The 19,904-nt window shown below is 55.4% G+C and carries 21 protein-coding genes and 1 tRNA gene; 2 read left to right on the top strand and 20 right to left on the bottom strand.

The features are described from left to right. Positions 1–168: 168 nt before the first annotated feature. The 12 genes from ACIGCM_RS20810 to ACIGCM_RS20865 all read right to left on the bottom strand — a co-directional run bounded on the left by ACIGCM_RS20810 (position 169) and on the right by ACIGCM_RS20865 (position 6,602). Positions 169–633 carry a phage virion morphogenesis protein gene (locus ACIGCM_RS20810; RefSeq protein WP_397503961.1) on the bottom strand — a complete coding sequence of 155 codons (465 nt, stop codon included), beginning with the start codon at positions 631–633 and terminating at the stop codon, positions 169–171. Then, positions 626–1,153 carry a phage tail protein gene (locus ACIGCM_RS20815; RefSeq protein ID WP_397503962.1) on the bottom strand — a complete coding sequence of 176 codons (528 nt, stop codon included), beginning with the start codon at positions 1,151–1,153 and terminating at the stop codon, positions 626–628. Before ACIGCM_RS20815 ends, ACIGCM_RS20810 begins: the two co-directional genes overlap by 8 nt. Next, complete coding sequence (lysC, locus tag ACIGCM_RS20820) at positions 1,146–1,385, bottom strand: Rz1-like lysis system protein LysC (RefSeq protein WP_397504067.1); 240 nt, start codon at positions 1,383–1,385, stop codon at positions 1,146–1,148. The genes ACIGCM_RS20815 and lysC overlap by 8 nt, the downstream gene beginning before the upstream one ends. Next, positions 1,276–1,713, bottom strand: coding sequence for an Rz-like lysis system protein LysB (gene lysB, locus ACIGCM_RS20825; RefSeq protein WP_397503963.1), 438 nt, complete (start codon positions 1,711–1,713; stop codon positions 1,276–1,278). The genes lysC and lysB overlap by 110 nt, the downstream gene beginning before the upstream one ends. Next, a complete protein-coding gene (locus tag ACIGCM_RS20830; RefSeq protein ID WP_397503964.1) occupies positions 1,710–2,549 on the bottom strand; it encodes an N-acetylmuramidase domain-containing protein in 840 nt (279 codons plus the stop codon). The genes lysB and ACIGCM_RS20830 overlap by 4 nt, the downstream gene beginning before the upstream one ends. After that, entirely contained in the window at positions 2,546–2,818 is a 273-nt protein-coding gene (locus tag ACIGCM_RS20835; protein ID WP_397503965.1) for a phage holin family protein, read from the bottom strand. The genes ACIGCM_RS20830 and ACIGCM_RS20835 overlap by 4 nt, the downstream gene beginning before the upstream one ends. Positions 2,819–2,820: 2 nt before the next feature. Continuing rightward, positions 2,821–3,189: a putative holin gene (locus tag ACIGCM_RS20840; protein WP_397503966.1), complete on the bottom strand. Its 369-nt coding sequence runs from the start codon at positions 3,187–3,189 to the stop codon at positions 2,821–2,823. Positions 3,190–3,228: 39 nt separating this feature from the next. Then, positions 3,229–3,438 (bottom strand): tail protein X, encoded by a 210-nt coding sequence (locus ACIGCM_RS20845; RefSeq protein WP_397503967.1) that lies wholly within the window; start codon positions 3,436–3,438, stop codon positions 3,229–3,231. Then, on the bottom strand, positions 3,438–3,899 hold the full coding sequence (locus ACIGCM_RS20850) for a head completion/stabilization protein (protein ID WP_397503968.1): 462 nt from the start codon (positions 3,897–3,899) through the stop codon (positions 3,438–3,440). The genes ACIGCM_RS20845 and ACIGCM_RS20850 overlap by 1 nt, the downstream gene beginning before the upstream one ends. Before the next feature lie 104 nt (positions 3,900–4,003). Next, complete coding sequence (gene gpM, locus ACIGCM_RS20855) at positions 4,004–4,720, bottom strand: phage terminase small subunit (RefSeq protein ID WP_397503969.1); 717 nt, start codon at positions 4,718–4,720, stop codon at positions 4,004–4,006. 2 nt (positions 4,721–4,722) lie between these two features. Then, the gene (locus ACIGCM_RS20860; protein ID WP_397503970.1) at positions 4,723–5,727 is read right to left on the bottom strand and encodes a phage major capsid protein, P2 family; all 1,005 of its coding nucleotides are present in this window, start codon (positions 5,725–5,727) and stop codon (positions 4,723–4,725) included. 44 nt (positions 5,728–5,771) lie between these two features. Continuing rightward, a complete protein-coding gene (locus tag ACIGCM_RS20865; protein ID WP_397503971.1) occupies positions 5,772–6,602 on the bottom strand; it encodes a GPO family capsid scaffolding protein in 831 nt (276 codons plus the stop codon). Positions 6,603–6,758: 156 nt separating this feature from the next. On the opposite strand from ACIGCM_RS20865, the gene ACIGCM_RS20870 reads away from it, so the two are divergent. Both ACIGCM_RS20870 and ACIGCM_RS20875 read left to right on the top strand, forming a co-directional pair. Next, positions 6,759–8,519: a terminase ATPase subunit family protein gene (locus tag ACIGCM_RS20870; RefSeq protein ID WP_397503972.1), complete on the top strand. Its 1,761-nt coding sequence runs from the start codon at positions 6,759–6,761 to the stop codon at positions 8,517–8,519. Next, positions 8,519–9,541 (top strand): phage portal protein, encoded by a 1,023-nt coding sequence (locus tag ACIGCM_RS20875; RefSeq protein WP_397503973.1) that lies wholly within the window; start codon positions 8,519–8,521, stop codon positions 9,539–9,541. Before ACIGCM_RS20870 ends, ACIGCM_RS20875 begins: the two co-directional genes overlap by 1 nt. 69 nt (positions 9,542–9,610) lie before the next feature. Here the strand turns inward: ACIGCM_RS20875 and ACIGCM_RS20880 are convergent, their stop codons facing one another. From ACIGCM_RS20880 to ACIGCM_RS20915, 8 genes are all read right to left on the bottom strand, one after another. Then, the gene (locus tag ACIGCM_RS20880) at positions 9,611–10,072 is read right to left on the bottom strand and encodes a hypothetical protein (protein WP_397503974.1); all 462 of its coding nucleotides are present in this window, start codon (positions 10,070–10,072) and stop codon (positions 9,611–9,613) included. A gap of 947 nt (positions 10,073–11,019) precedes the next feature. Further along, a tRNA-Gly gene (locus tag ACIGCM_RS20885) sits at positions 11,020–11,093 on the bottom strand. A gap of 142 nt (positions 11,094–11,235) precedes the next feature. Beyond that, on the bottom strand, positions 11,236–12,123 hold the full coding sequence (locus ACIGCM_RS20890; RefSeq protein WP_397503975.1) for an alpha/beta fold hydrolase: 888 nt from the start codon (positions 12,121–12,123) through the stop codon (positions 11,236–11,238). Positions 12,124–12,523: 400 nt separating this feature from the next. Continuing rightward, complete coding sequence (locus tag ACIGCM_RS20895) at positions 12,524–13,216, bottom strand: pseudouridine synthase (protein WP_397503976.1); 693 nt, start codon at positions 13,214–13,216, stop codon at positions 12,524–12,526. A gap of 1 nt (position 13,217) precedes the next feature. Further along, positions 13,218–13,454, bottom strand: coding sequence for a cysteine-rich CWC family protein (locus ACIGCM_RS20900; protein WP_397503977.1), 237 nt, complete (start codon positions 13,452–13,454; stop codon positions 13,218–13,220). A 129-nt stretch (positions 13,455–13,583) separates the two neighbouring features. Then, positions 13,584–15,386, bottom strand: a complete 1,803-nt coding sequence (atzF, locus tag ACIGCM_RS20905) for an allophanate hydrolase (RefSeq protein WP_397503978.1) — start codon at positions 15,384–15,386, stop codon at positions 13,584–13,586. Positions 15,387–15,443: 57 nt separating this feature from the next. Further along, positions 15,444–19,061, bottom strand: a complete 3,618-nt coding sequence (uca, locus tag ACIGCM_RS20910; RefSeq protein ID WP_397503979.1) for an urea carboxylase — start codon at positions 19,059–19,061, stop codon at positions 15,444–15,446. A gap of 200 nt (positions 19,062–19,261) precedes the next feature. Further along, positions 19,262–19,903 carry an urea amidolyase associated protein UAAP2 gene (locus tag ACIGCM_RS20915; RefSeq protein ID WP_397503980.1) on the bottom strand — a complete coding sequence of 214 codons (642 nt, stop codon included), beginning with the start codon at positions 19,901–19,903 and terminating at the stop codon, positions 19,262–19,264. Position 19,904 lies beyond the last annotated feature (1 nt).

Consider the following 19,904-nt stretch of genomic DNA (forward strand, 5'->3'; position numbering starts at 1 on the left):
ATGACTTCGCTATAGCCGCCCTTCATTGCTGCTGCGTAAACCCGTACTGAAAAAACTACACGAGCAATCTTGACTACAAACCCCGAGTACGTGACCAGGTCAAATTGATTAGCTGCACAGGAAAATTCAATGCGTTTCTCATCAAGTTAGAAGGCTAAACGCAGGATTTTATGGGGACCACTCAGCGAGGTGGTTCAGCAATGATGTACGAACCATATTCAGATCATCGCTGCTAAAACCCAGCAGTTCGCGACGGTTATAACGGGTATCGGGTGAGCTTTTACTAGGGCGATCACGTAGGCCGTATTGGTGAGTACGTGCAATGCGTGCGGTGCGGCCAACAAAACCAATGGCGATGGTGTTGGCGGTGCTCTGCAATTTTAAATAGCGGGCCTGGCGCAGTTTGGTGAACATTTTGCGTTTGATACGACCTTGCTTTTGGCGCAGTTGGGCGCGGGCTTTTCGTGGCGCATAGGCGGTGCCGTCTGGGTTGCGCTGAGCGGCCATGCGCTGCTGCTGGCTGCGGCGCAGTTCGCGAGCAATGCGGGTGTTGAGCTGGCTGCGCTCTTTGGGTTGCAGTTGGTTGAGCAGGGTGCAGGCCCAGTCTTCAAGTGCGCTCAGGTCATCAGCCACGGTTTGGCCCCGGTTGTGGTGTTTCGATGTCTACGCCGGTGGGCTCGGCGCTGGTCCAACTGCTAAGGGTTTCGCCGTCTGCGATCAGTTGCATGGGTGTGGCCGGCAACTGCTCGGTGTACTGCGGCTCTTGAGGGTGGGTGATTTGCAGGGTGCCGTCGTCTAGGCGCTTAACAATCACGCGCTCGGTGAGGGGGAGGGTTAGCGACATATCCACCTGATTTTCGTCAATTACATCCACTTCAAACTGGATGGCTTCTTTGCCTTTTTCGAGGTTGGTCATCAGTTCGGATTGGTTGACCAGGACCCATGCCAGCAGTGGCACGGCCACGGCGTCTGGTGAGCCGGTGTAGTCGGTGAGGATGATGTTGAGCGTGTAGCTGTACTCAAAGGACAGGCCCGGCGCTGCTGTGGCACGAATGCGGCCTTGATCCACAAATATGAGCAGGCGCTCGGGGTTGTGCTTTAGCTCTGGCAAGTTGGCGAGCAGGTGGCTGCGTAGGCTGTTGAGTTTATTCATGGGGTTGCTCATTGGGGATGGCTAGGCGCTGCTGGCAGATGTAAACGGTGTCTACTTGTGCTGCGCAGGTGGCCCAGTCGGTTTCGATGCGCTCAATATCGGTGAGCAGGGCACCGTTGCTGTTAGGGTTGGTCGGTGACAGGGCGCAGGGCGTTACCGCTGGACAACCACTGATGATAAGCGTCGGCGCCGGTAAGGGCTGGGCGCTGCCGCAAGCGGCTAACTGGCTCAGGCAAAGGCTGAGTAGCCCAATCTTTAAATACTTGTTTTTCACGTTTAAGCACCTCGATTCTCTGTTCGCGTTCGGTGAGGCTCTGGCGCAGCAAATCTTGGGTTTTGCGCAGGCTCGCCTGGGCGTTGCGTTCTGCTTGCAGCAGCTCGGCCCGTTGCTTGGCTTGGCTGGTTGCACGGGATGCTTCCTGCTGCCAATGGCTGGCCAGTTGAGCGCTGGCACTTGCTTGGGTGTCGGCCAGTTTGATGCGCTGTTGCTGGCCCCATATGAGCAGGCCAAGCGAGGCGAATAGGGCAAGCCCTAACAATGCTTGGCGTAGGGTGCTCATGCGGCAACAGCCTCCGGCTGGCATTGAGCGTGCTGCAGGTAGGCGCGCTCTAATTTGATGTCGTAGAGGTTACGGGCGTAGTTGGGGCCGTTGTAGCGCTTGGCAAACTCTGCCCACTTTTTGGCCTTTAGTGCTTTGCGCAGCGCGGGGTCTGCCTCAATGAAGCGCACGAAGGCCTCAAGCTGCTCGGCCTCGCTTTTGGCCATGCGCTCTGCAAACTCTTGCACGCTGCTGTAGCCGAGCAACTGCCAGTGGTAACCCATGATCTGAAACGCGCCCCAACTGGCCGAGGCCAATGCGCAGGTGTCGTCGATCATGCGGGCACGTGCCAAACGCTGGTGTTCAACTGTGCCGCCGGCGTAACCCCCTGGCTTTGGGTTGACCAAATTGGGGTAGGTGACAGCCAATTCATCGGCATGCTTTTTCAGTTGTGCGGCATCGTCACCTTCATGCATTGGGGTGCTTAGCTGGCGGTGCATGATGTGGCGCTCAAACAAGATAGTGGGTTTGCCATTGCTGGCGAATCCGTTGCCGAGGCTTTCCACCTGGTTGACGGCTAGCACGCTGGCAAGGTCCACATCCAAGCGTTTAGCCGCGGCTGAAAGCTGGGCGTGGCCGAGCATGTTTGAGCAATTTTTACCGGCTAGTGCATCTTGGGTTTTAGAGCCGGCAACACCGTCATCCACTAGGCCTACTTTGCGCTGATAGGCGCGCACGGCTTTCTCGGTTTCGTCGCCGTAATCGCCATCAATCATCAGTTTGGCGCCATTGGCGTTTAGCTTCTTCTGCAATTGGCTAACAGCTTGCGAGCGGTCGCCGTGGCGGAGGGGGGTCATAGTGTTGGCCTCAGTAGGACGGCAAGGTTGCCGCGTGAGCGATAAACGAGAATGAGCAAAATCAGGGCGATGGCGGTTTGCCAAGGGCTGACAGTGGGTTGGTACAACAGTATTTCGAGCCCGGAACACAGTAGGGAGGCGATGAGCATGCAGGCAATTAGTGAGATACCGCGCCGCTTGCGACCTCCGTTGCGTTTGAAGCACACAAGGCGAATTCCCGAGGCAATGTAGGCAACAGCGGCTAGCAGTGGGAGCAGGGTGGTGATCATGGTTAATCTCCTCCGCCTCGTTTGAACCAAGCTGGAAGCATGCTGGAAAAATCGGTTTTCTCGATCAGCTCAAGGGCTTTGAGTGCAAGGGGCACAACAATGATTGCTCCAACGAAGCCACCAGGACCGGTTTGGGTAATAGGGGTTTGCGTGACTATCTCTGTGGCGCTCACATACCCCACACAAGCGGAAATAATCAGGCCCAGCAGGCGCTGCCAGGGCTTGATTTCACGTTGATGCAAGGCAATGAGCGCAGCACCAATAATCGAACCGAACAGTGCATTGCCGTCGAGCGTGGGCAAAAGTGTTGCGAGGCCAACACCTGCCGTTGCGGTGGCGATTACTGCAGCGCCGGTGGTTGGCTCAGGCATGGTGGTTCCTTGACATTGGATGTTGATTGGCGCGTGTGTTCAGTCCCATAAATTCACCATTTGGGTTTGCTCAACGGCTGCTTGGGCTGTGGGCAGGTTTACGCGGGTGCCGTGGGGCAGTGTGGTACCCAGTTCGGCTAAGCCGGGGTTGGCTTGGAGTACTTGCTCAACCACGCCGGCGGTACGGCCGTAGTGCCGCCAGCACAGTTGGTCGAGGCTATCGCCTTGCAGGGCGTGGGTGACTTCCATCAGATGAGCTCTACCGTTGTGCGCCGTTGGCCGAGTAGGTCGCTGACTGCCCAGCGGGCGTCGCGGCGCAGCTCATCAATTGAGGTGGTGAGTTCTTCTGCGTTTTTCTCACCGGTGTTGGTGGTGTCATAGCTTCGGTAGCGCTCGGCCACTTCAACTGAGGTGGCGCAGTAAATGGCGCGCTGGTACTGCGCCTGCAAAATACTGGCATCATTGAGCTGCTCGGCGGGTACGTCTGCCAGGGTGGCGTAGCCTTCGGCCTGCCAACTGGTCTTGAGCGGCTTGAGCAGGCGGTTGACGTTGATGAGTGCACCAACGATGGCGACTTCTAAGCGCTTATTGGTGACGCTGGAATTGATGCGCTGGGCTTCACGCACGGCATCTGCATCTATATCAGGCCAAAATCCGTCATTGCTCAGGGTGAATGCGGTGGCTGTGCCACCGGCAATGAATCCGCTCATCGTTTGGCCTGCTGTGTTGAATAAGTCGGCGGTGGTCGGGGCGTCACGTTGGGAAGGAGATAACCCTTGGATCAGCCCCGAGCCGCCGGGGTGCGTGGGGACGCTCAGTCAGCTGCCTGTTGTTGCGCAGCGTGTTTTTTTAGGAAGCGCTCAACGCGATCCAAATCTTTTTTGCCGCCGCAGTTGGTGTGCAGCTCAATGGCGCGCATCAAGTGCAGTTTGGCGGTTTGCATGTTGTCGTGATCGGTTTCATCCGGTTTGTCGTCGATCACCAGGCTGCTGTAACTCTTGCCAAGCGCCAAGTGCAACTTGGCTCGGGCTTGGTCGGGCATGTCTTCGTTGGCGGTCAGCTGCTCGACGTTGAGCAGCGTATCGAGGGAAAAGCTGTCGCTGCGTTTTTGCGCATTAAGTGCAGCTGTTGCGATTTCTTCTGCGATAAAGCAGCCGGTAGAGCGGGCAAAGCGGTCGGGCATCACCAGTTTGTGCTTGAGAACATAGGCTGCAATTTCAATCGCGCCGATGTAATCAGCGGTGTCGATGTGCCAGGTCATCATGGTGGTGAGTACTTCGTCCTGCGCTCCGTTACCCGCCGCCAGTACGCCTTGCACATAGGGCTGGTAAGCCGGTAGTAGCTGTTTTTTCAGCTCGACTTTGCCTTCTGTACTCTGGACGTTTTTGAGGCGCAGGCGATCCTGTGCAAGCTGGCCGAGTTGCAGCTCGTAGGTGGTGGCACCTTCCATGCTGATGGCGGGCGATGCGGCTGCAGCCTCCAACTGCGCACGAATGCGTAGCTGGTGACGTTGGGCAAGGGAGAGGGCCATGGTTATGCGGCCTCTTCGATGTTTTCGACCAGGGCGCACAGGCCTAAGTCTTCAATGACATACGCTTCGTTTGACGACTGGTAATCGGCAATGCGGTCGCGTTCTGGTTCGTCTTTGATGTGACGGCGGCGAGCTTCCAACTGGTAGTAAATCGAGAGGTTAGCCAGGGTAGTGACCATGATGGCGCCGTCGATAAAGAACGGAGCGTCTTCGATTGGTAAACCACCGAGGCGAGCTTTGGCGATGATCTGGGCTGCAGCCAGTTCGTTCTCGTTGTCGGATGCGCCTTCAACATTGGCGAGGAACTTGGTGTGCAGCAGGTTGCGGTCAACCAGTACTACCAAATCAGGGCGCTTGCGGTGCCATGGATCAAGCAACTGGACAGCGTCATAGACCAGGCCATCAAGAGTTTTGTAGTCGCCACCGGCGCCGATGGTGACTTTGCCGGCGACAGCGCCCTCAGCCATAACGCGCTCAGGCGCGGAGGTACGCAGCTTTTGCAGCCAACCAATGTTTACATCTTCCAGCATTGGATTGGCTGCACGGTCGGTATCTGTGGCCACGGATGTGCCGTTAAAGCCAATCATGATGCGGTCAAGCGCTTGGCGCTGAACAATAGAGCCAGACAGGCGCGACTGAAAGTCTGGGAACTTGGCCCAGGCGTCCAGCAGGGCGTAAGGCACTGCAGTGTCAAAGTCAGTTTTCTTGCAGTTGTAAACGTCTTTGGTCGTTTTGCTGACATCGCGCGGGGAACGCGGGTTAGCCGAGGTATTGGTGCGACCTGCGATGGTCGAGCCAACCCCAAGCATGATGGCTTCGCCGTCTTTCTCGTTCACGCCGATGATGTTGATGCGCTTGAGGAAGGCATCTGACTCTTGAATGGCGGTTTCGAGTTTCTGCTGCACAGATGGCTCGACGTTGAATTTTTCAGCCGCGTTGGCCACTGCGTTAAGCAGGGCAATTTGCGACATATAGCCGGTGAAGGCTACGCGGGTTTCTTTACGCATGGTGTTCTCCGAAATGGTGCCTGACGGCGATCAGTGCTTGGTGGTCAGTATTGAGTGAGGGCTTTGCCATCACCGCCAGTTACGGGTGGACGCTGTTGCTGGTGTTTGCTCTGGGTGCCTGCCAGCTGGGTTTGAAGCGCCTTGAATTCGGTGTCGAGGGTGTTGAGCTTGGTACTTAGATCAGCCGTATTTTTCTGTTCGGTTTGCAGCTGCTCGCTGAGCTCTTTGCTGTGCAGGGCGATGGCTTCAACAGCCTCGCCAACGGCCGAAAACTCTTTGTCATCCTTGGCCTGTTTGCCGCTGATGAGTCCCTGAACTTTGCTGAGCAAGGTCGCGCCGATGCTTGGTTTCTCTTCAAACTCTTCAAAGGCCAGCTCGGCTTCAAGCGCCTCGGTGAACATCGAGGTGGCTGAGTAATGGCGGTCTTTGAATGGGCTGGCTTCTGGCTTTTGCGCGGAGAATGCGAGTACATCAGTGCCCAAACTGGCAGGGGAGTCGGTGACAGCTAGCCCGACCATATAAGCCTCACCTGTATCAGCGAAGCTGTCGTCGATTTCGATGGAGGTGTAAATCTTTTGCTTGGCTTTGTTCAGCGCAATCAGGTCGGCGGTTGGCTCGATCTGGGCGAACAGGGCCAACTTGGTCTGGCCATTAATTTCAATTTCTTCGACTTTTACAGCGGTCACATCGCCATAAGCCTTGAACGGACCATCGGGCAGCAAGCTGCGGAAGTGCTCTAGCCAGACGCGAGCGCCATAGGTTGCCGGGCTGAAGTTCTTGGCAGCTTGTTCAAGCCAGCTGCGCTGAATTTTACGTTTATCCGATGTGGCACCTTCAACGGCGACGCGGAACCAGTTGGAGCGAAATTTCTTCATGGTGGATGGCCTCAATGCGGTGTCGGCGTTCTGCCGTTGCGTTGAGGGCATGGTCGGTAGCTGGAGGCTTACGGGCAATGTGCCGCGCTTGTAGGGGGCTGCTTATACAGGTGGCGCCGCTACTGAGCCTCGCGCGAGGGCGTCAGCATCTGCGCCATGAATGCTGCCGTTGAAATACCTATCCGAGATAACCGCCGCCAGGCCAAGTTTTTGTACTGGACGGGTTGGCGCGTCACTGAAATGGCTGATTTTCTGGGGGAGAAGGAAAAAACCCTTCACTCATGGAAGGCGCGTGATGAATGGGACAGGGCCAGCAATGTAGAGCGAATTGGCGGTGCATTGGAAGCACGCCTCGTCCAATTAATTTTGAAGGAAGGTAAAACCAGCGGCGATTTCAAAGAGATTGATTTGCTGCATCGCCAGTTAGAGCGCCAAGCCAGAATTGAGCGTTACCAGGGCGGTGGTACTGAGACCGATCTAAACCCTGAACTAGCCAAGCGCAACCAAGGCGAGAAGAAGAAACCCAAACGGAACGAGTTTGATGAACAGCAGATTGAGCTGCTCACCGAGGCGTTTATCGATGGTTGTTTCGGTTATCAGTTGGACTGGTACCGGGCCGGTGATCAGCGCACCAGAGCGATTCTTAAAAGTCGCCAGATCGGCGCCACTTACTATTTTGCACGTGAGGCTTTTCTCGATGCCCTGGTCACTGGGCGCAATCAGATATTTTTGTCCGCCTCAAAGAATCAGGCGCACATTTTCAAAGCCTACATTCAGGCTTTTGCGCGTGAGGTGACGGGGGTTGAGTTAACCGGTGACCCAATCATTCTGGGTAACGGTGCAGAGCTGCACTTCTTGGGTACCAACGCCCGTACCGCACAGGGTTATCACGGCAATTTCTATTTCGATGAGTTCTTTTGGACCTTTAAATTTAATGAGCTGAACAAGGTCGCGAGCGGCATGGCGATGCAGAAACAATACCGCCGGACCTACTTCTCAACACCATCTAGTATGGGGCATGAGGCCTACACCTTCTGGACGGGGGAGCGGCACAACAAAGGCAAGCCAACTGCGCAACACCTGAATATCAATGTGAAGCATGAGGCGCTGCAGCATGGGCGACTGTGCCAGGACAAAATCTGGCGGCAAATCGTCACGATTCTGGATGCCGAGCAGGGCGGTTGTGATCTGTTTGACATCGATGAGCTGCGTCTTGAGTACAGCGGCGATGCCTTTTCCAATTTGCTTATGTGCCAGTTTGTGGATGACGGCGCATCAATATTTCCGCTCAACGTGCTGCAAAAATGCATGGTTGATACGTTTTACGAGTGGGGCGAAGACTACAAGCCATTTGCTGCGCGGCCCTTCGGTGATCGTGCGGTATGGGTTGGATACGATCCAGCGGAAACCGGCGACTGCTCTGGTTTGGTGGTGGTAGCACCGCCAATGGTGCCAGGCGGCAAATTCCGCGTGCTTGAGCGCCACCAAATTCGGGGCATGGACTTTGCCTCTCAAGCCGAAACCATCCGGCTAATCACTCAACGCTACTGGGTGACCTACATCGGTATTGATACCACTGGTATGGGCTCTGGCGTGGCGCAGCTGGTTAAGCAGTTTTTTCCCAACGTGAAGACCTTTAGCTACTCGCCAGAGGTGAAAACCCAACTGGTACTGAAAGCCTATGACGTGATCCATAAGGGCCGTCTTGAGTTTGACGCGGGCTGGACAGATCTGGCCCAGGCATTAATGGCCATTCGCAAAACAATGACAGCTAGCGGGCGTCAATCGACCTACACCGCTGGCCGAACCGACGCAACAGGCCATGCCGATCTGGCGTGGGCTCTTTTTCACGCATTACAAAACGAACCGCTGGAGGGGCAGACAACTGCCAACACCGGGCGGATGGAGATGCTTTGATGACTACAACAGGATCTGAGGTGGCGGTAACTGCTGCCCAAGCAGAAAAGCCAAAGGGCAGCGTGGTGTTCAGCTTTGGCGAGCCCACTTCGGTGCTGTCATCGCGTGAGATTTTTGATTATTTGGAGTGCTGGTTTAACGGCCGCTGGTATGAGCCACCGTTGTCTATGGACGGTTTGGCGCGCTCGGTAAAGGCCAGTGTGCATCTGGATTCAGGGCTTCGCTTCAAGCGCAACCAACTGAGTAGGTCGTTCATTCCACACAAGCTGCTGTCGCGCCAGTCATTCAACCAATGGGCGCAGGATTATCTGGCGTTGGGCAATGGGTACATAGAGGCGCGGCGGTCTGTGCTGGGTAACGCCATCAGTCTGCAAACGCCGCTGGCTAAATACATGCGGGCGGGTAAGGACGACCGATTCTTCCAAGTGCAGGGTTGTCAGCAAGAGCATGAGTTTGAAGCGGGCAGCATTTTCCATTTGCGCGAGGTGGATTTACACCAGGAGATTTACGGGTTGCCTGAGTGGGTGAGTGCGCTGCAATCGGCGCTGCTTAACCAGTCGGCCACGTTGTTCCGGCGCAAGTACTACGAGAACGGCAGTCACGCCGGATTCATTCTGTACATGACGGATGCCGCGCAGGATCAGGGTGACATTGATGATTTGCGCACCGCGCTGAAAAACTCCAAAGGACCAGGCAATTTCCGCAACCTGTTTGTCTACGCGCCAAACGGCAAGAAGGAAGGCCTGCAGATTATTCCGGTCAGCGAAGTGGCCGCGAAAGATGAGTTCAACTCAATCAAAGACCAAACCCGCGAGGATGTGCTGGCCGCGCTGCGCATGTACCCGCAACTGATGGGTATCGTGCCAAAGAACGCCGGCGGCTTCGGCTCGATGAAAGAAGCTGCCGAAACATATGCACGCCTTGAACTTGAGCCCCTGCAGGAACAGTTCAAGCTGCTCAATGACTGGGCGGGGGAGGAAGTTGTGCGGTTTCAGCCATTTGATACACACACAACTAGTTAGGTGCTATTAAAAGCTAAAAATACCTAACTCCGCGGAGGCTTTGAACTGAATGTGACTTATGGGTAGTGCTTACAGTACTGGCCTAGCGTGTAAGACATGAAGAAGAGCCGGAATGGAGTAAACACAATCTCCTCGGTTGTGAGGCTCGTTAAAAAAATTCTGAGTCACTGGTTCACCAGAGTTGCATATGACGAATTCGACTAGCTTCTCGGCTAATCCATCAGATGCATCAATAGCGGTACTCAACGAATCATATGAGATGTTTCCTAGGAGATAGCCATGGATAGCTTGAACCCTTTTTTTGTTGAACGCCAAAATTTGATCGTATAGGTTTTTCTCCAATCCAAGCCTAAAGCACTGTTTAAGCAGCCTACCGAATTCTTGGTCCCTTTTTTCATCATGTGGCGTATTTGCAAAAAAAACTCTAAGCCAAATGTCCATATACTGGATTCTCAAAGAAATCACCTCAATCAGGCAGTTATGTTCCTTTGCTTTTTCTAGCCTGCTCGCTAACTCCTCGATATTGCTCATTGACTGCTCGACATTAGGCGCGTCCTCTGAGCTAAAAAAGAGCTTAAACGTGCCTGGAGGGGAAGAATTGATTGCTTCAAGTAGAGTATTCGTATCGTCGGTCATAATTTTAACTTTAGCCTTATTGAAGAAAGGACGATTTTAAAATCTAGAGAAACCAAACCCCAGTTACCTACATAGTATAAATTTCTGCAGAATAAGTAACTTACAGATAAGTGTAATGACGGTCTAAATTGAAAGGCAACCCTTCAAATCGGATGTGCGAAAGCGTTTTGGGATAAATGCTACGCGCGCCGTCATCCCCCCACCTCGCCTGCGGCCTAAATAGGTCGTTTTTTCTTCACGCCTGCAGATGGTTTCCTGCGGCCCCCTGCTTGCGCCGGCGGCATGTTAACGAGTGCTGGAATGCCTGCGGAACCCTGCAGCAAGCGTCGCTCAGAAACGCTTACAGGCAGCCGCTTTGGCGCCTGATTTTCAGGAGAGGGCTGGGGAAAAGGTAATTTTAGTAATTTTTGGTTTTTGCATATCTCAAAGCCCCGCGGCACTAGGGTTTGGCAAATTACCTTTTGGGGTAATTTGGGGTAACTACTTAAGTAATTTTTTCCAAGTACCTGTTTTATAAGGGATTTTTAAACAGGTTTATGACCTAGTCAAAAGGTAATTGGCTTACCTATGGATTACTATTTTATTACCTTTAATAGAGCTATATAACCTATTGATTTCTAATGGATTGTATAGGCTTTAAAAAATAAATTACCTAAATTACCCTTTCCCCAGCCCTCAACATAAAAGCGCTGATCTGTAAGCGTGGCAGGTTCTCGGTCATCAGTTACTTATTCGCTAACAGATGCATGCAGACGTTTTAACTGATGCATGCATACTGTCACCAAAACTGTCACCGCAGCTTATTGAATGTCGCTAGGCTCAGCTGTAAGCCCTGTAAATGCTGGAGCGGGCGGCGGGAATCGAACCCGCGTGATCAGCTTGGGAAGCTGGAGTAATACCATTATACGACGCCCGCATTTGCGGGTGACTTTGTACCAGATGTTTGCATGGAATTGAAGCGGTACTCATCGTTATTTCTGTAGTTTGTGGTTGGGCAGCCTCTGAAAAAACAGTCAGGGTGTTTTTTCAGAGGCTGCCTGGGGTGTTGTTTGCATGGGTTAGACCGCAATGGCATGCAGGGTTTCTGCTGGCTGAGCGTGGTAGCGTTGGCTGCGCTGCTCGGTGTGATCCAAGAAGCTCAGTAGCAAAGCCTTGCTCTGCAGACAGGCGCTTTTGTGTTCCATGTCGAGAAAGTGCCCGGCATCTTCGATGGTTGCGAATTGGCAATCTTCGAGGTAGTCCGCGAATACGCGCACGTCCTGCCCGGTGGTGTATTCATCTTTCTCGCCATTGACGAACAGCAGCGGCACATCGATGCGCGCCAGATATTCCATTTGGCAGTGAGCCTCCATGCGCACCACTTGGTTGATGTGCGCGTGCATCTGCAGGTACTCGTGTTCATCGAGCCGGCTGATGTGGCGATAGTTGTAGCGCTTGAACAGCGACGGCAAATGCTTGCCAATGGTGTCGTTGACCAAGTGGCTGATGTTGTCGCGATCAACTGCCTTGAGGTAAATCAGGCCTTTCTCCAGATAGTCGAGCATCGGCTCGTTGAGCAGCGGTGAAAAGGAGCTGATCACTGCCTTCTCAATGCGCTCAGGGCGTTTGGCCAGTGCCAGCATGGCCGCAACGCCACCCCAGGAAAACGACATCAGATAATTGGCTTCATAGTGCTCGATAAGCTCAAGCAAGATGTTCGCTTCATCTTCTTTGCTGATCGGCTGATGGTTGCTGTTATGTGCTTTTGACTGCCCGGCGTAGGGTTGATCGTAAAGCACCACATTGAACTGTGGTTGCAGATACTTGACCGTTTGCGCGAATGAGGAGGTAGTCGCCAATGAGCCGTTGACCAAAATGATGGTCTTGCGGGCCATTGGGTTGGCATAAAACTCCGTGTGTACCTTTAACGTCCTGTGAACATCGACGACAGCTGTGATTGGCTTCATGTCGTTTCCTCTTGGCGCAATTCAAAACATGGCTTACGCAAATGCGTAAACCGAGCTAGAGCAGGACAGTAGGTAAACGCCTGGACGTGACAAAGCGATGTCAGGCGGGAATTTTTATTGGATTATTTTTTATCAATCGGTAAGGGCTGAAATAGAGCAACCGCCCCGCAGCAACTGATGCTATGGAGGGTGTCTTGTAACCAGGCAGGAACCCAATTTGCGCAGAGCGCAATAAACCAAAAGAACGCTTAGATGGTGTTTGTGACTGGCTAGTCACGTTTCACCTTGTGATTGGATTTAAGCAGTCAGGTTAAGCGCTGACAAGCATTTATTTCAGCGATTGCTTGCCGTTTATCGGCGACTGGCAGAGAGCCGCTAATGGCTATGCTGCACCGCTGAATTAAACGCTGGCGATTTCAGCCCTGGTGAGTGCGCGATATTCGCCAGGTGCAAGCTGAGGGTCGAGGGTTATTGCGCCGACATGCTCGCGGTGCAGGCCAATGACTTTGTTCTGAAAATGGCCAAACATGCGCTTTACCTGATGGTAACGTCCCTCATACAGCCACAGCCGAGCATTGTAGGGCGCAAGGATTTCCAGCCTGGCGGGCAGGGTGGTGAGGTCTTCAAATTTGAAGTAGATGCCGGCCGCAAACGTTTCTGCGTAGTGTGCTTCTATTGGTTGCTCGGTCGATACCCAATACACCTTGGCTTGTTTACTCACTGGTTGAGTCACGCGGCGCGACCATTGCCCGTCATTGGTGATAAGCAGCAGGCCGCTGGTGTTGAGATCGAGACGCCCCGCCAGATGCAGTTCATGTTTGTCGGGCTCATTGAGCAAGTCGATGACCGTTTGATGCGCTGGATGCTCGGTGGCACTGACCACGCCTATGGGTTTGTTAAGCATAAAGTAGCGTGCGGTTTTGCCTGCCTGAACGAGCTGATCATCCAGCTCAACACGGTTAAACAGGCTGACATCGAGCCTGGGGTCACGGCTGCAATGGCCATCAACCTTGACTCGGCCACTGGCGATGAGCTGGCGAACCTCCTGACGATTAAAGCGCGGCAGGTTGCTGAGGATTCGGTCGAGGCGCATGTCAGTCTTTACGCTCGGGGGCTGCTTGCTTCGGGCTCTGATCGGCTGTGTCGTTAAGTGCTTTTGCACAACGCGGGCAAATGCAGCTGCGATCCATGCCTGCAGGTATTTTTTCGAGTATTTCAGGGGCTATCTTTTGTGCAAAGCACCAGCAACTGTGCACGGGCGCAGCAACACCGGCTTGAGCGCATTGGTTGAGCTGGCCGCACAGGGGGCAAGTACTTGCTGAGGTCGTCATGGCTGGGGGATGTGCGCTTGTGGCATGCAATGGCCAACAGTATAAAGCTGTTCAACTGTCTGTAGCGCAAATCCATCAAGCGCAGCCTGCGCCTGATGTTGAATCAAGCGCAGGTTCATATAGTGTCGATCAGGCTTTGCTCTGCATGTAAGCGCGCCAGCCACCAAGTTCGGTGATGTTTTGTGCACCCTCGATGCCCTGTGGCTCGCAGATAAAGCCAACTTCCCAGCGCCCGTCGGCCAACTGTACCTTGCCTAAGCCCAGTGGCGCTGGAATCCCACAAAGAAAAGAACCCAGCTCACTGCTTGGCAGCTCCCAGACTTCTACTTCAATGGCGGCACCATTTTCGGCTACGCGAATCATGCCCGGACGAAACGGTGGACCACCTGCCAGTGCATAGAGTTGGTAGTCCGGCGAGCTGTGCGTGGCCTCAATTAACCTTGCGCCACGCTGGAGTAACTGCCAGTTCAGCGCGAAGCCTTGCAAGTGCGCACCGCAGACCACAAGCCGGGCCCTGTCATTGCCCGCAGGATTAGCGGGCAAACTGCAATCGCTGGTGCGCTGGCCACAGAGCGGCAGTTGGTGCTGGTGCTGTAGGGCATTGGCGATGCTGAGCAGGTATTGGTCGGTAAAGACCCGGCCAAACAGGGTTACCCCCCAAGGCAGGCCGTTGTCCATAAAACCGGCGGGCACGGCAACAGCTGCATAGTCGAGCATGTTCATGAAGTTGGTGTAGTAGCCCAGGTCTGAATTGCGGGCGACCGGCTCGGCATGCAGTTGCGCCAACGTCACCGGCCGTGGGTAGGCTGGCGTGAGCACGCAATCGACACTGTCCATGATTGGCTGACAGATAGCCTTGAGCGCCTGCAGGCGATATTGCGCGCGGAAGGCATCGACAGCCGTGGTGCCCGGTGCCTTGGCCAGCACGGCATGTATCACTGGCAAGACCGCATCTGGCTGCGCTTCGATCAGCTCACCGGCAACACTGTAGCGCTCAGCCACCCAGGGGCCTTCATAAAGTAGTTTGGCCGCCTCAAGAAAGGGCGTGAAGTCGATTTCAACCGCCTCACCACCCAGTGCCTTAAGCTGTTCGATGGTGGCTGCAAACAGGCCAGGGCTTTCGTTACAGCCTAGAAACTCCAACTGTTTGGGCACGCCGAAACGGAATGCCCGCGGCGCACCAAAGGCTGTGGCCGCATTCCACAAAGGGTTGCTGCGACTGTATTCATCACGGGGGTCGAGTACCGCCGTCAGGGCAAGTAATTGGCTGGCTTCGGCTGCGGTGGCCGTGAAAAAGGTTACGCAGTCCAAGGTGCGACAAGCCGGTACGACGCCAGCGGTGGAGATTAAGCCTTTGCTGGCTTTAAGGCCGATCAGGTTGTTCAACGCTGCGGGTACGCGCCCGGAACCTGCGGTATCGGTGCCCAAGGCAAAGCTGGCGAGGCCCAAGGCGACGGCCAGTGAGGAACCAGCACTGGAGCCTCCAGAGGGATAGTCGGGGTGCACGCTGTTGCGGCATTCGCCGTAGGGTGAACGCGTACCGTTGAGGCCAGTGGCGAATTGGTCGAGGTTGGCTTTACCCATGGGCACCGCGCCCAAGGCGATTAACTGCTCAACAATTGTGGCGATTTGTTCGGGCGTATAAGCGAAGGCCGGGCAGGCGGCAGTGGTTGGAATGCCAGCCAGGTCGATATTGTCTTTGATCGCAAACGGCACACCGTACAGCGGCAGCTCAGTTGGCGAACGTAAATCGAGGGCGGCGAGATAAGGTTCAAGTTCCGCCTCGCTAAGCAGGTGAATGAACAGATTGAATTCAGGATTCAGCGCGATGGCTTGCTCACGTAACGCGCCGATGACTTGGCGCGGCGTCAGCTTTTGGTTGGTATAGGCATCGCTTAAGGCGCTAAGGCGTAGATCAAATTGATGTTTCATCTTGATAGTTTCCATGCTCAGTGAGCCCGCCAGTGGTTTACCTGGCGGGCCAAATAATTATTGCTCGAGAACGGCGACGCGCTGCCCGGCCCGAACGGCCGAGCCCGGTTGCACGCTGATGCTTTTGATGACGCCGTCATAGGGGGCGAGCAATGGGATTTCCATTTTCATCGACTCAAGAATCACCAGCACATCACCTGCACTGACGCGGCTGCCTTCGCTGACCTGAACCTGCCAAAGATTGCCCGCAATGTGGCTTTCAATGGCGTGCTGGCCTGCGTCCAAAGGTGCATCTTCGCCCAGCTCAATGGCGGCTTCTTCGCTTTCAAAATGGGCTTGGCCGCTGTCGATCCAGCGTTGCCGTTCGGCGTCGAATGCTGTGCGTTGCTGGCTGCGAAAGGCCGCGATCTCATCGGCTTCAGTGGTTAAAAACTGCTGGTACTCAGCCAGTGATAATTCGCTGTCTTCGATGCGCAAATCAAAGCGCCCAAGCGGGAAGTCGCGGCGTATTTGCAGCAGCTCTTCAGCGCTGACCGGGTAGAACCGAATCTGGTCGAAGAACCTCAATAGCCAAGGCTTGCCGTTAAATGCAGCAACTTCACGGTAGCGGTTCCACATCTGCAGCGTGCGGCCCACGAACTGATAGCCGCCGGGGCCTTCCATGCCGTAAACACACATGTAAGCGCCGCCAATGCCGACTGAGTTTTCAGCCGTCCAGGTGCGTGCCGGGTTGTATTTGGTGGTGACCAAACGGTGGCGAGGGTCGAGCGGCGTAGCAACCGGCGCGCCGAGGTACACATCGCCAAGGCCCATGACCAGATAGCTGGCAGCGAAAACGGTGCGGTAGACCTCATCAAGGTTTTCCAGATCGTTGATGCGGCGGATGAACTCCAGGTTACTCGGGCACCAAGGCGCATCTTTGCGCACCGTGGTCATGTATTTCTCGATCGCCAACTGGCACGCAGGGTCATCCCAAGACAACGGCAAATGCACAATGCGCGACGGTACGCTGAGGTCTTTGGTGGCGCAGACTGCGTCCCATTCACCCGCAACGATTGCCAGCAAGGCATCCAGACTCAGTGTCTCGGGCTGATAATGAACCTGCAAGGAGCGAATGCCTGGTGTCAGGTCGATGACCCCAGCCAGTGCTTTATTCTCCAGCGCTTGCATCAGCGCGTGGGCTCTAAAGCGCAACACCAGATCCAACTCGGGCGCGCCGATTTCCAGCAGTAAATGGGTATCGCCGGAAAGCCGGGCGACCAGACGGGTGTCGTCTTGCCCCAGGTCGAGAACAATGGGCGAGGTCAGTGCAGGCATTGAGGCTTCTGTGTTCTGCAACGACGCAGCATAGGTTTGCGCGTTGAGGCTGTCGAGTTCACTGAGACGCGATTGGGCCAGTGCACGTGCGGTGCCGATATCGACGGCGCTGAAGCGAACTTTGTCGCCCGCCTTGAGCTGGCCGAGTTGCCACAGGTCTGCCTCGATAATGGTTACCGGGCAAACAAAGCCGCCAAGGCTAGGCCCGTCAGGGCCGAGGATCACCGGCATGTCACCGGTAAAATCGACGGCACCAATGGCGTAGGGATTGTCGTGAATATTCGAGGGGTGCAAACCGGCTTCGCCGCCGCTTTCACGTACCCACTGCGGTTTTGGGCCGATCAGGCGCACACCGGTGCGGCTGGAGTTGAAGTGAACTTCCCAGTCGGTGTTGAAGAAGGTCTGTATGTAATCGTCGCTGAAGTATTCCGGGGCACCGTGAGGGCCGTAAATCGCCCGTATTTCGCGCACGGCTGGCAGCTCGCTACATAAGGCGACGGGTAAGCTTGCGCCGCAGTCATGTTGAGCCAGTTTAGCGATGTGCAGTACATCCCCTGCGCGCAGTGCGCGGCCGCCGTGACCACCGAACTGGCCGAGGGTGAAGGTGCTTTTGCTGCCAAGGTAATCAGGCACTTCAAGGCCACCGCGCAGGCACAGATAACTGCGTGCACCGGCACCGGCGATGCTGCCAATACTCAGCAGGCTGCCTGCATTAATTTTTATGGCCTGATTCAGCGGTTGGTCAATGCCGTCGAGTTGCAGGGCAATGGCTGCGCCTGTGACGGCGATGACGGCATCGGTGTTGAAGCGCAGGCTTGGTCCGCTCATGGTGATTTCCAGCGCAGCCGCGCCCTGCGGATTGCCCAACAGGCGATTGCCAAGGCGCAAGGCGCGATCATCCATCGGCCCCGATGGCGGCACGCCCACAGCCCAATAACCTAAACGGCCGGGGTAGTCCTGTACGCTGGTTTGGGTGCCGGCGCTGAGCACTTCGATGGTTTCGGCTTGATAGCGTAACCCTTCGAGGCAGCGGGTCCATGGATGACCTTCTGCAAAAGGGGCGTAGCTGAGAATTTGGCGCAGGTAATCGCGGTTATTTTCAACGCCATACAAGGTGGTGTCGGCCAGTGCAGCGGCTAAGGCTGCGCGCGCTGCTTCGCGGTCGGCAGCCCAGCAAATCACCTTGGCAATCATCGGGTCGAAATACGCTGGGATCTCACAACCTGCCTCAACCCAAGTGTCGATGCGCAGGGCTTTACCGTCGCCTTGGGGAAAGTGAACGCTGGTCAGTAAGCCTGGGCTTGGCTGAAAGTCGCGGCCAGGGTCTTCGGCATAAACGCGCGCTTGCATGGCATGGCCGCTGGGCTTTAACTGCGCTTGCAGCTCACTCAGTGGCGCTAACTCGCCTGCGGCTAACTCGATCATCCAACTGACCAGGTCAACGCCCCACACCTGTTCGGTGACACCATGCTCCACCTGCAGGCGGGTGTTCACTTCTAAGAAGTAGAAGCGTTCGGCATGGCTGTCGTAGACGAACTCAACAGTACCAGCGCTGCGATAGCTGATCGCTTTGGCAAGCTTGATTGCGGCAGCGCAAAGTGCTTCGTCCATGCCGGCGGGCAAGTTAGGTGCGGGGGTTTCTTCGATGACTTTTTGATTACGGCGTTGCACTGAGCAATCGCGCACGCCGAGAGCGAGTACGTCCCCTTGACCGTCACCAAAGATCTGCACCTCAAGGTGGCGGGCATGTTCGATGTATTTCTCGATAAATACACCGGCGTCGCTGAAGTTGTTTTGGCCCAGGCGTTTTACGGTTTCAAAGGCTTCGCTGAGTTCGCCTGCATCACGGCAAACGCGCATGCCAATGCCGCCGCCACCAGCGGTACTTTTCAGCATCACCGGATAACCGACGCTTTCGCCCGCGGCTAAAGCTGCGTCGAGGTTTTCCAGCAGTTCGGTGCCTTCAAGCATGGGCACGCCTTGGGCTTTGGCCAGTGCGCGGGCGGTGTGCTTGAGGCCGAAGACACGCAATTGCTCGGGAGTTGGCCCGACAAAGGCGATACCGGCAGCTTCGCAAGCCTCTGCGAATGCGGCGTTTTCCGAGAGAAAGCCATAGCCTGGGTGGATGGCCGTAGCGCCGGTCTCGCGCGCAGTGGCGAGAATTTTCTGCACCTGTAAGTAGGTGTCGGCAGCTGGACCGTCACCGAGGCTATAGGCTTCATCGGCCTGTTGAATATGCAGGCTGGCGGCGTCAGCTTCGGCGTAGACCGCCACACCTTGAACACCCAGGGTACGTAATGTGCGCAGGATGCGGCAAGCAATGGCACCGCGGTTAGCGATCAGCAGTTTATTGAACATGTATTACGTCCCTCGAAAGGGCAGCGGGCCGTCCCGCTGTGGATGAACTATGCCCAGGTCGTCCAGGGCTGAGTGTCTGATGTCAGTCTGTGTACTGCGCTAGTTGAGCTTTGTCGGCACGGGTTTTTCGGGCTTGTGCAAACATTGCCCTGAACGGCTTTGGCAAAGCGTGAACAGCCACAGGCGCAGGCGTGCGGTAATCAGTCCCATATCAAAACCTCGGCAGGTGTTGGGTTGTAGGCGTTGCAGGGGTTGTTGAGCTGCGGGCAATTGGAGATCAATACGATGACGTCCATCTCTGCGCGCAACTCGACATATTTTCCGGCGGCGGAAATACCGTCTTCAAAGGTCAAGCCGCCTTGCGGGGTGACCGGTACGTTCATGAAGAAGTTGATGTTGGCGCTGATATCGGCCTTATTCAGACGGCCATCGTGCAGGCTGGCGCGCAGGAAGTTATCCCGGCAACTGTGCATGTAGCGCTTGTCGAGGGCGTAGCGCACGGTGTTGCTTTCTTGAGCGCAGGCACCGCCCAAGGTGTCGTGTCGCCCACAAGTGTCAGCGGTGATGGTCAGCATCGGCTGGCCAAGGTTGGAGTAGAGCACGGTGCCGGTCGTGAGGTAGACGCGGTTTTGTTTACGCAGTGTGCGCTGCACGTCATAGCGCTCACGCGGGTTACGCGCGCTGTAGAACAAGGTGTCGACGGCCTGATTGCCTTCAAGATCGAGCAGGCGCAGGGTTTGACCGGCCTTGACCTCAACCATAAACGGCTCGCCAGCACCAATGTGCGCGCGGTAAATGGCTGCCTCGCTGTGCTTTTCGCTGTGGATCAGATTCTCAGACATG

It is taken from the genome of Pseudomonas sp. NPDC078700 (assembly GCF_044542375.1).
In the GTDB taxonomy this organism is placed as follows: Bacteria; Pseudomonadota; Gammaproteobacteria; order Pseudomonadales; family Pseudomonadaceae; genus Aquipseudomonas.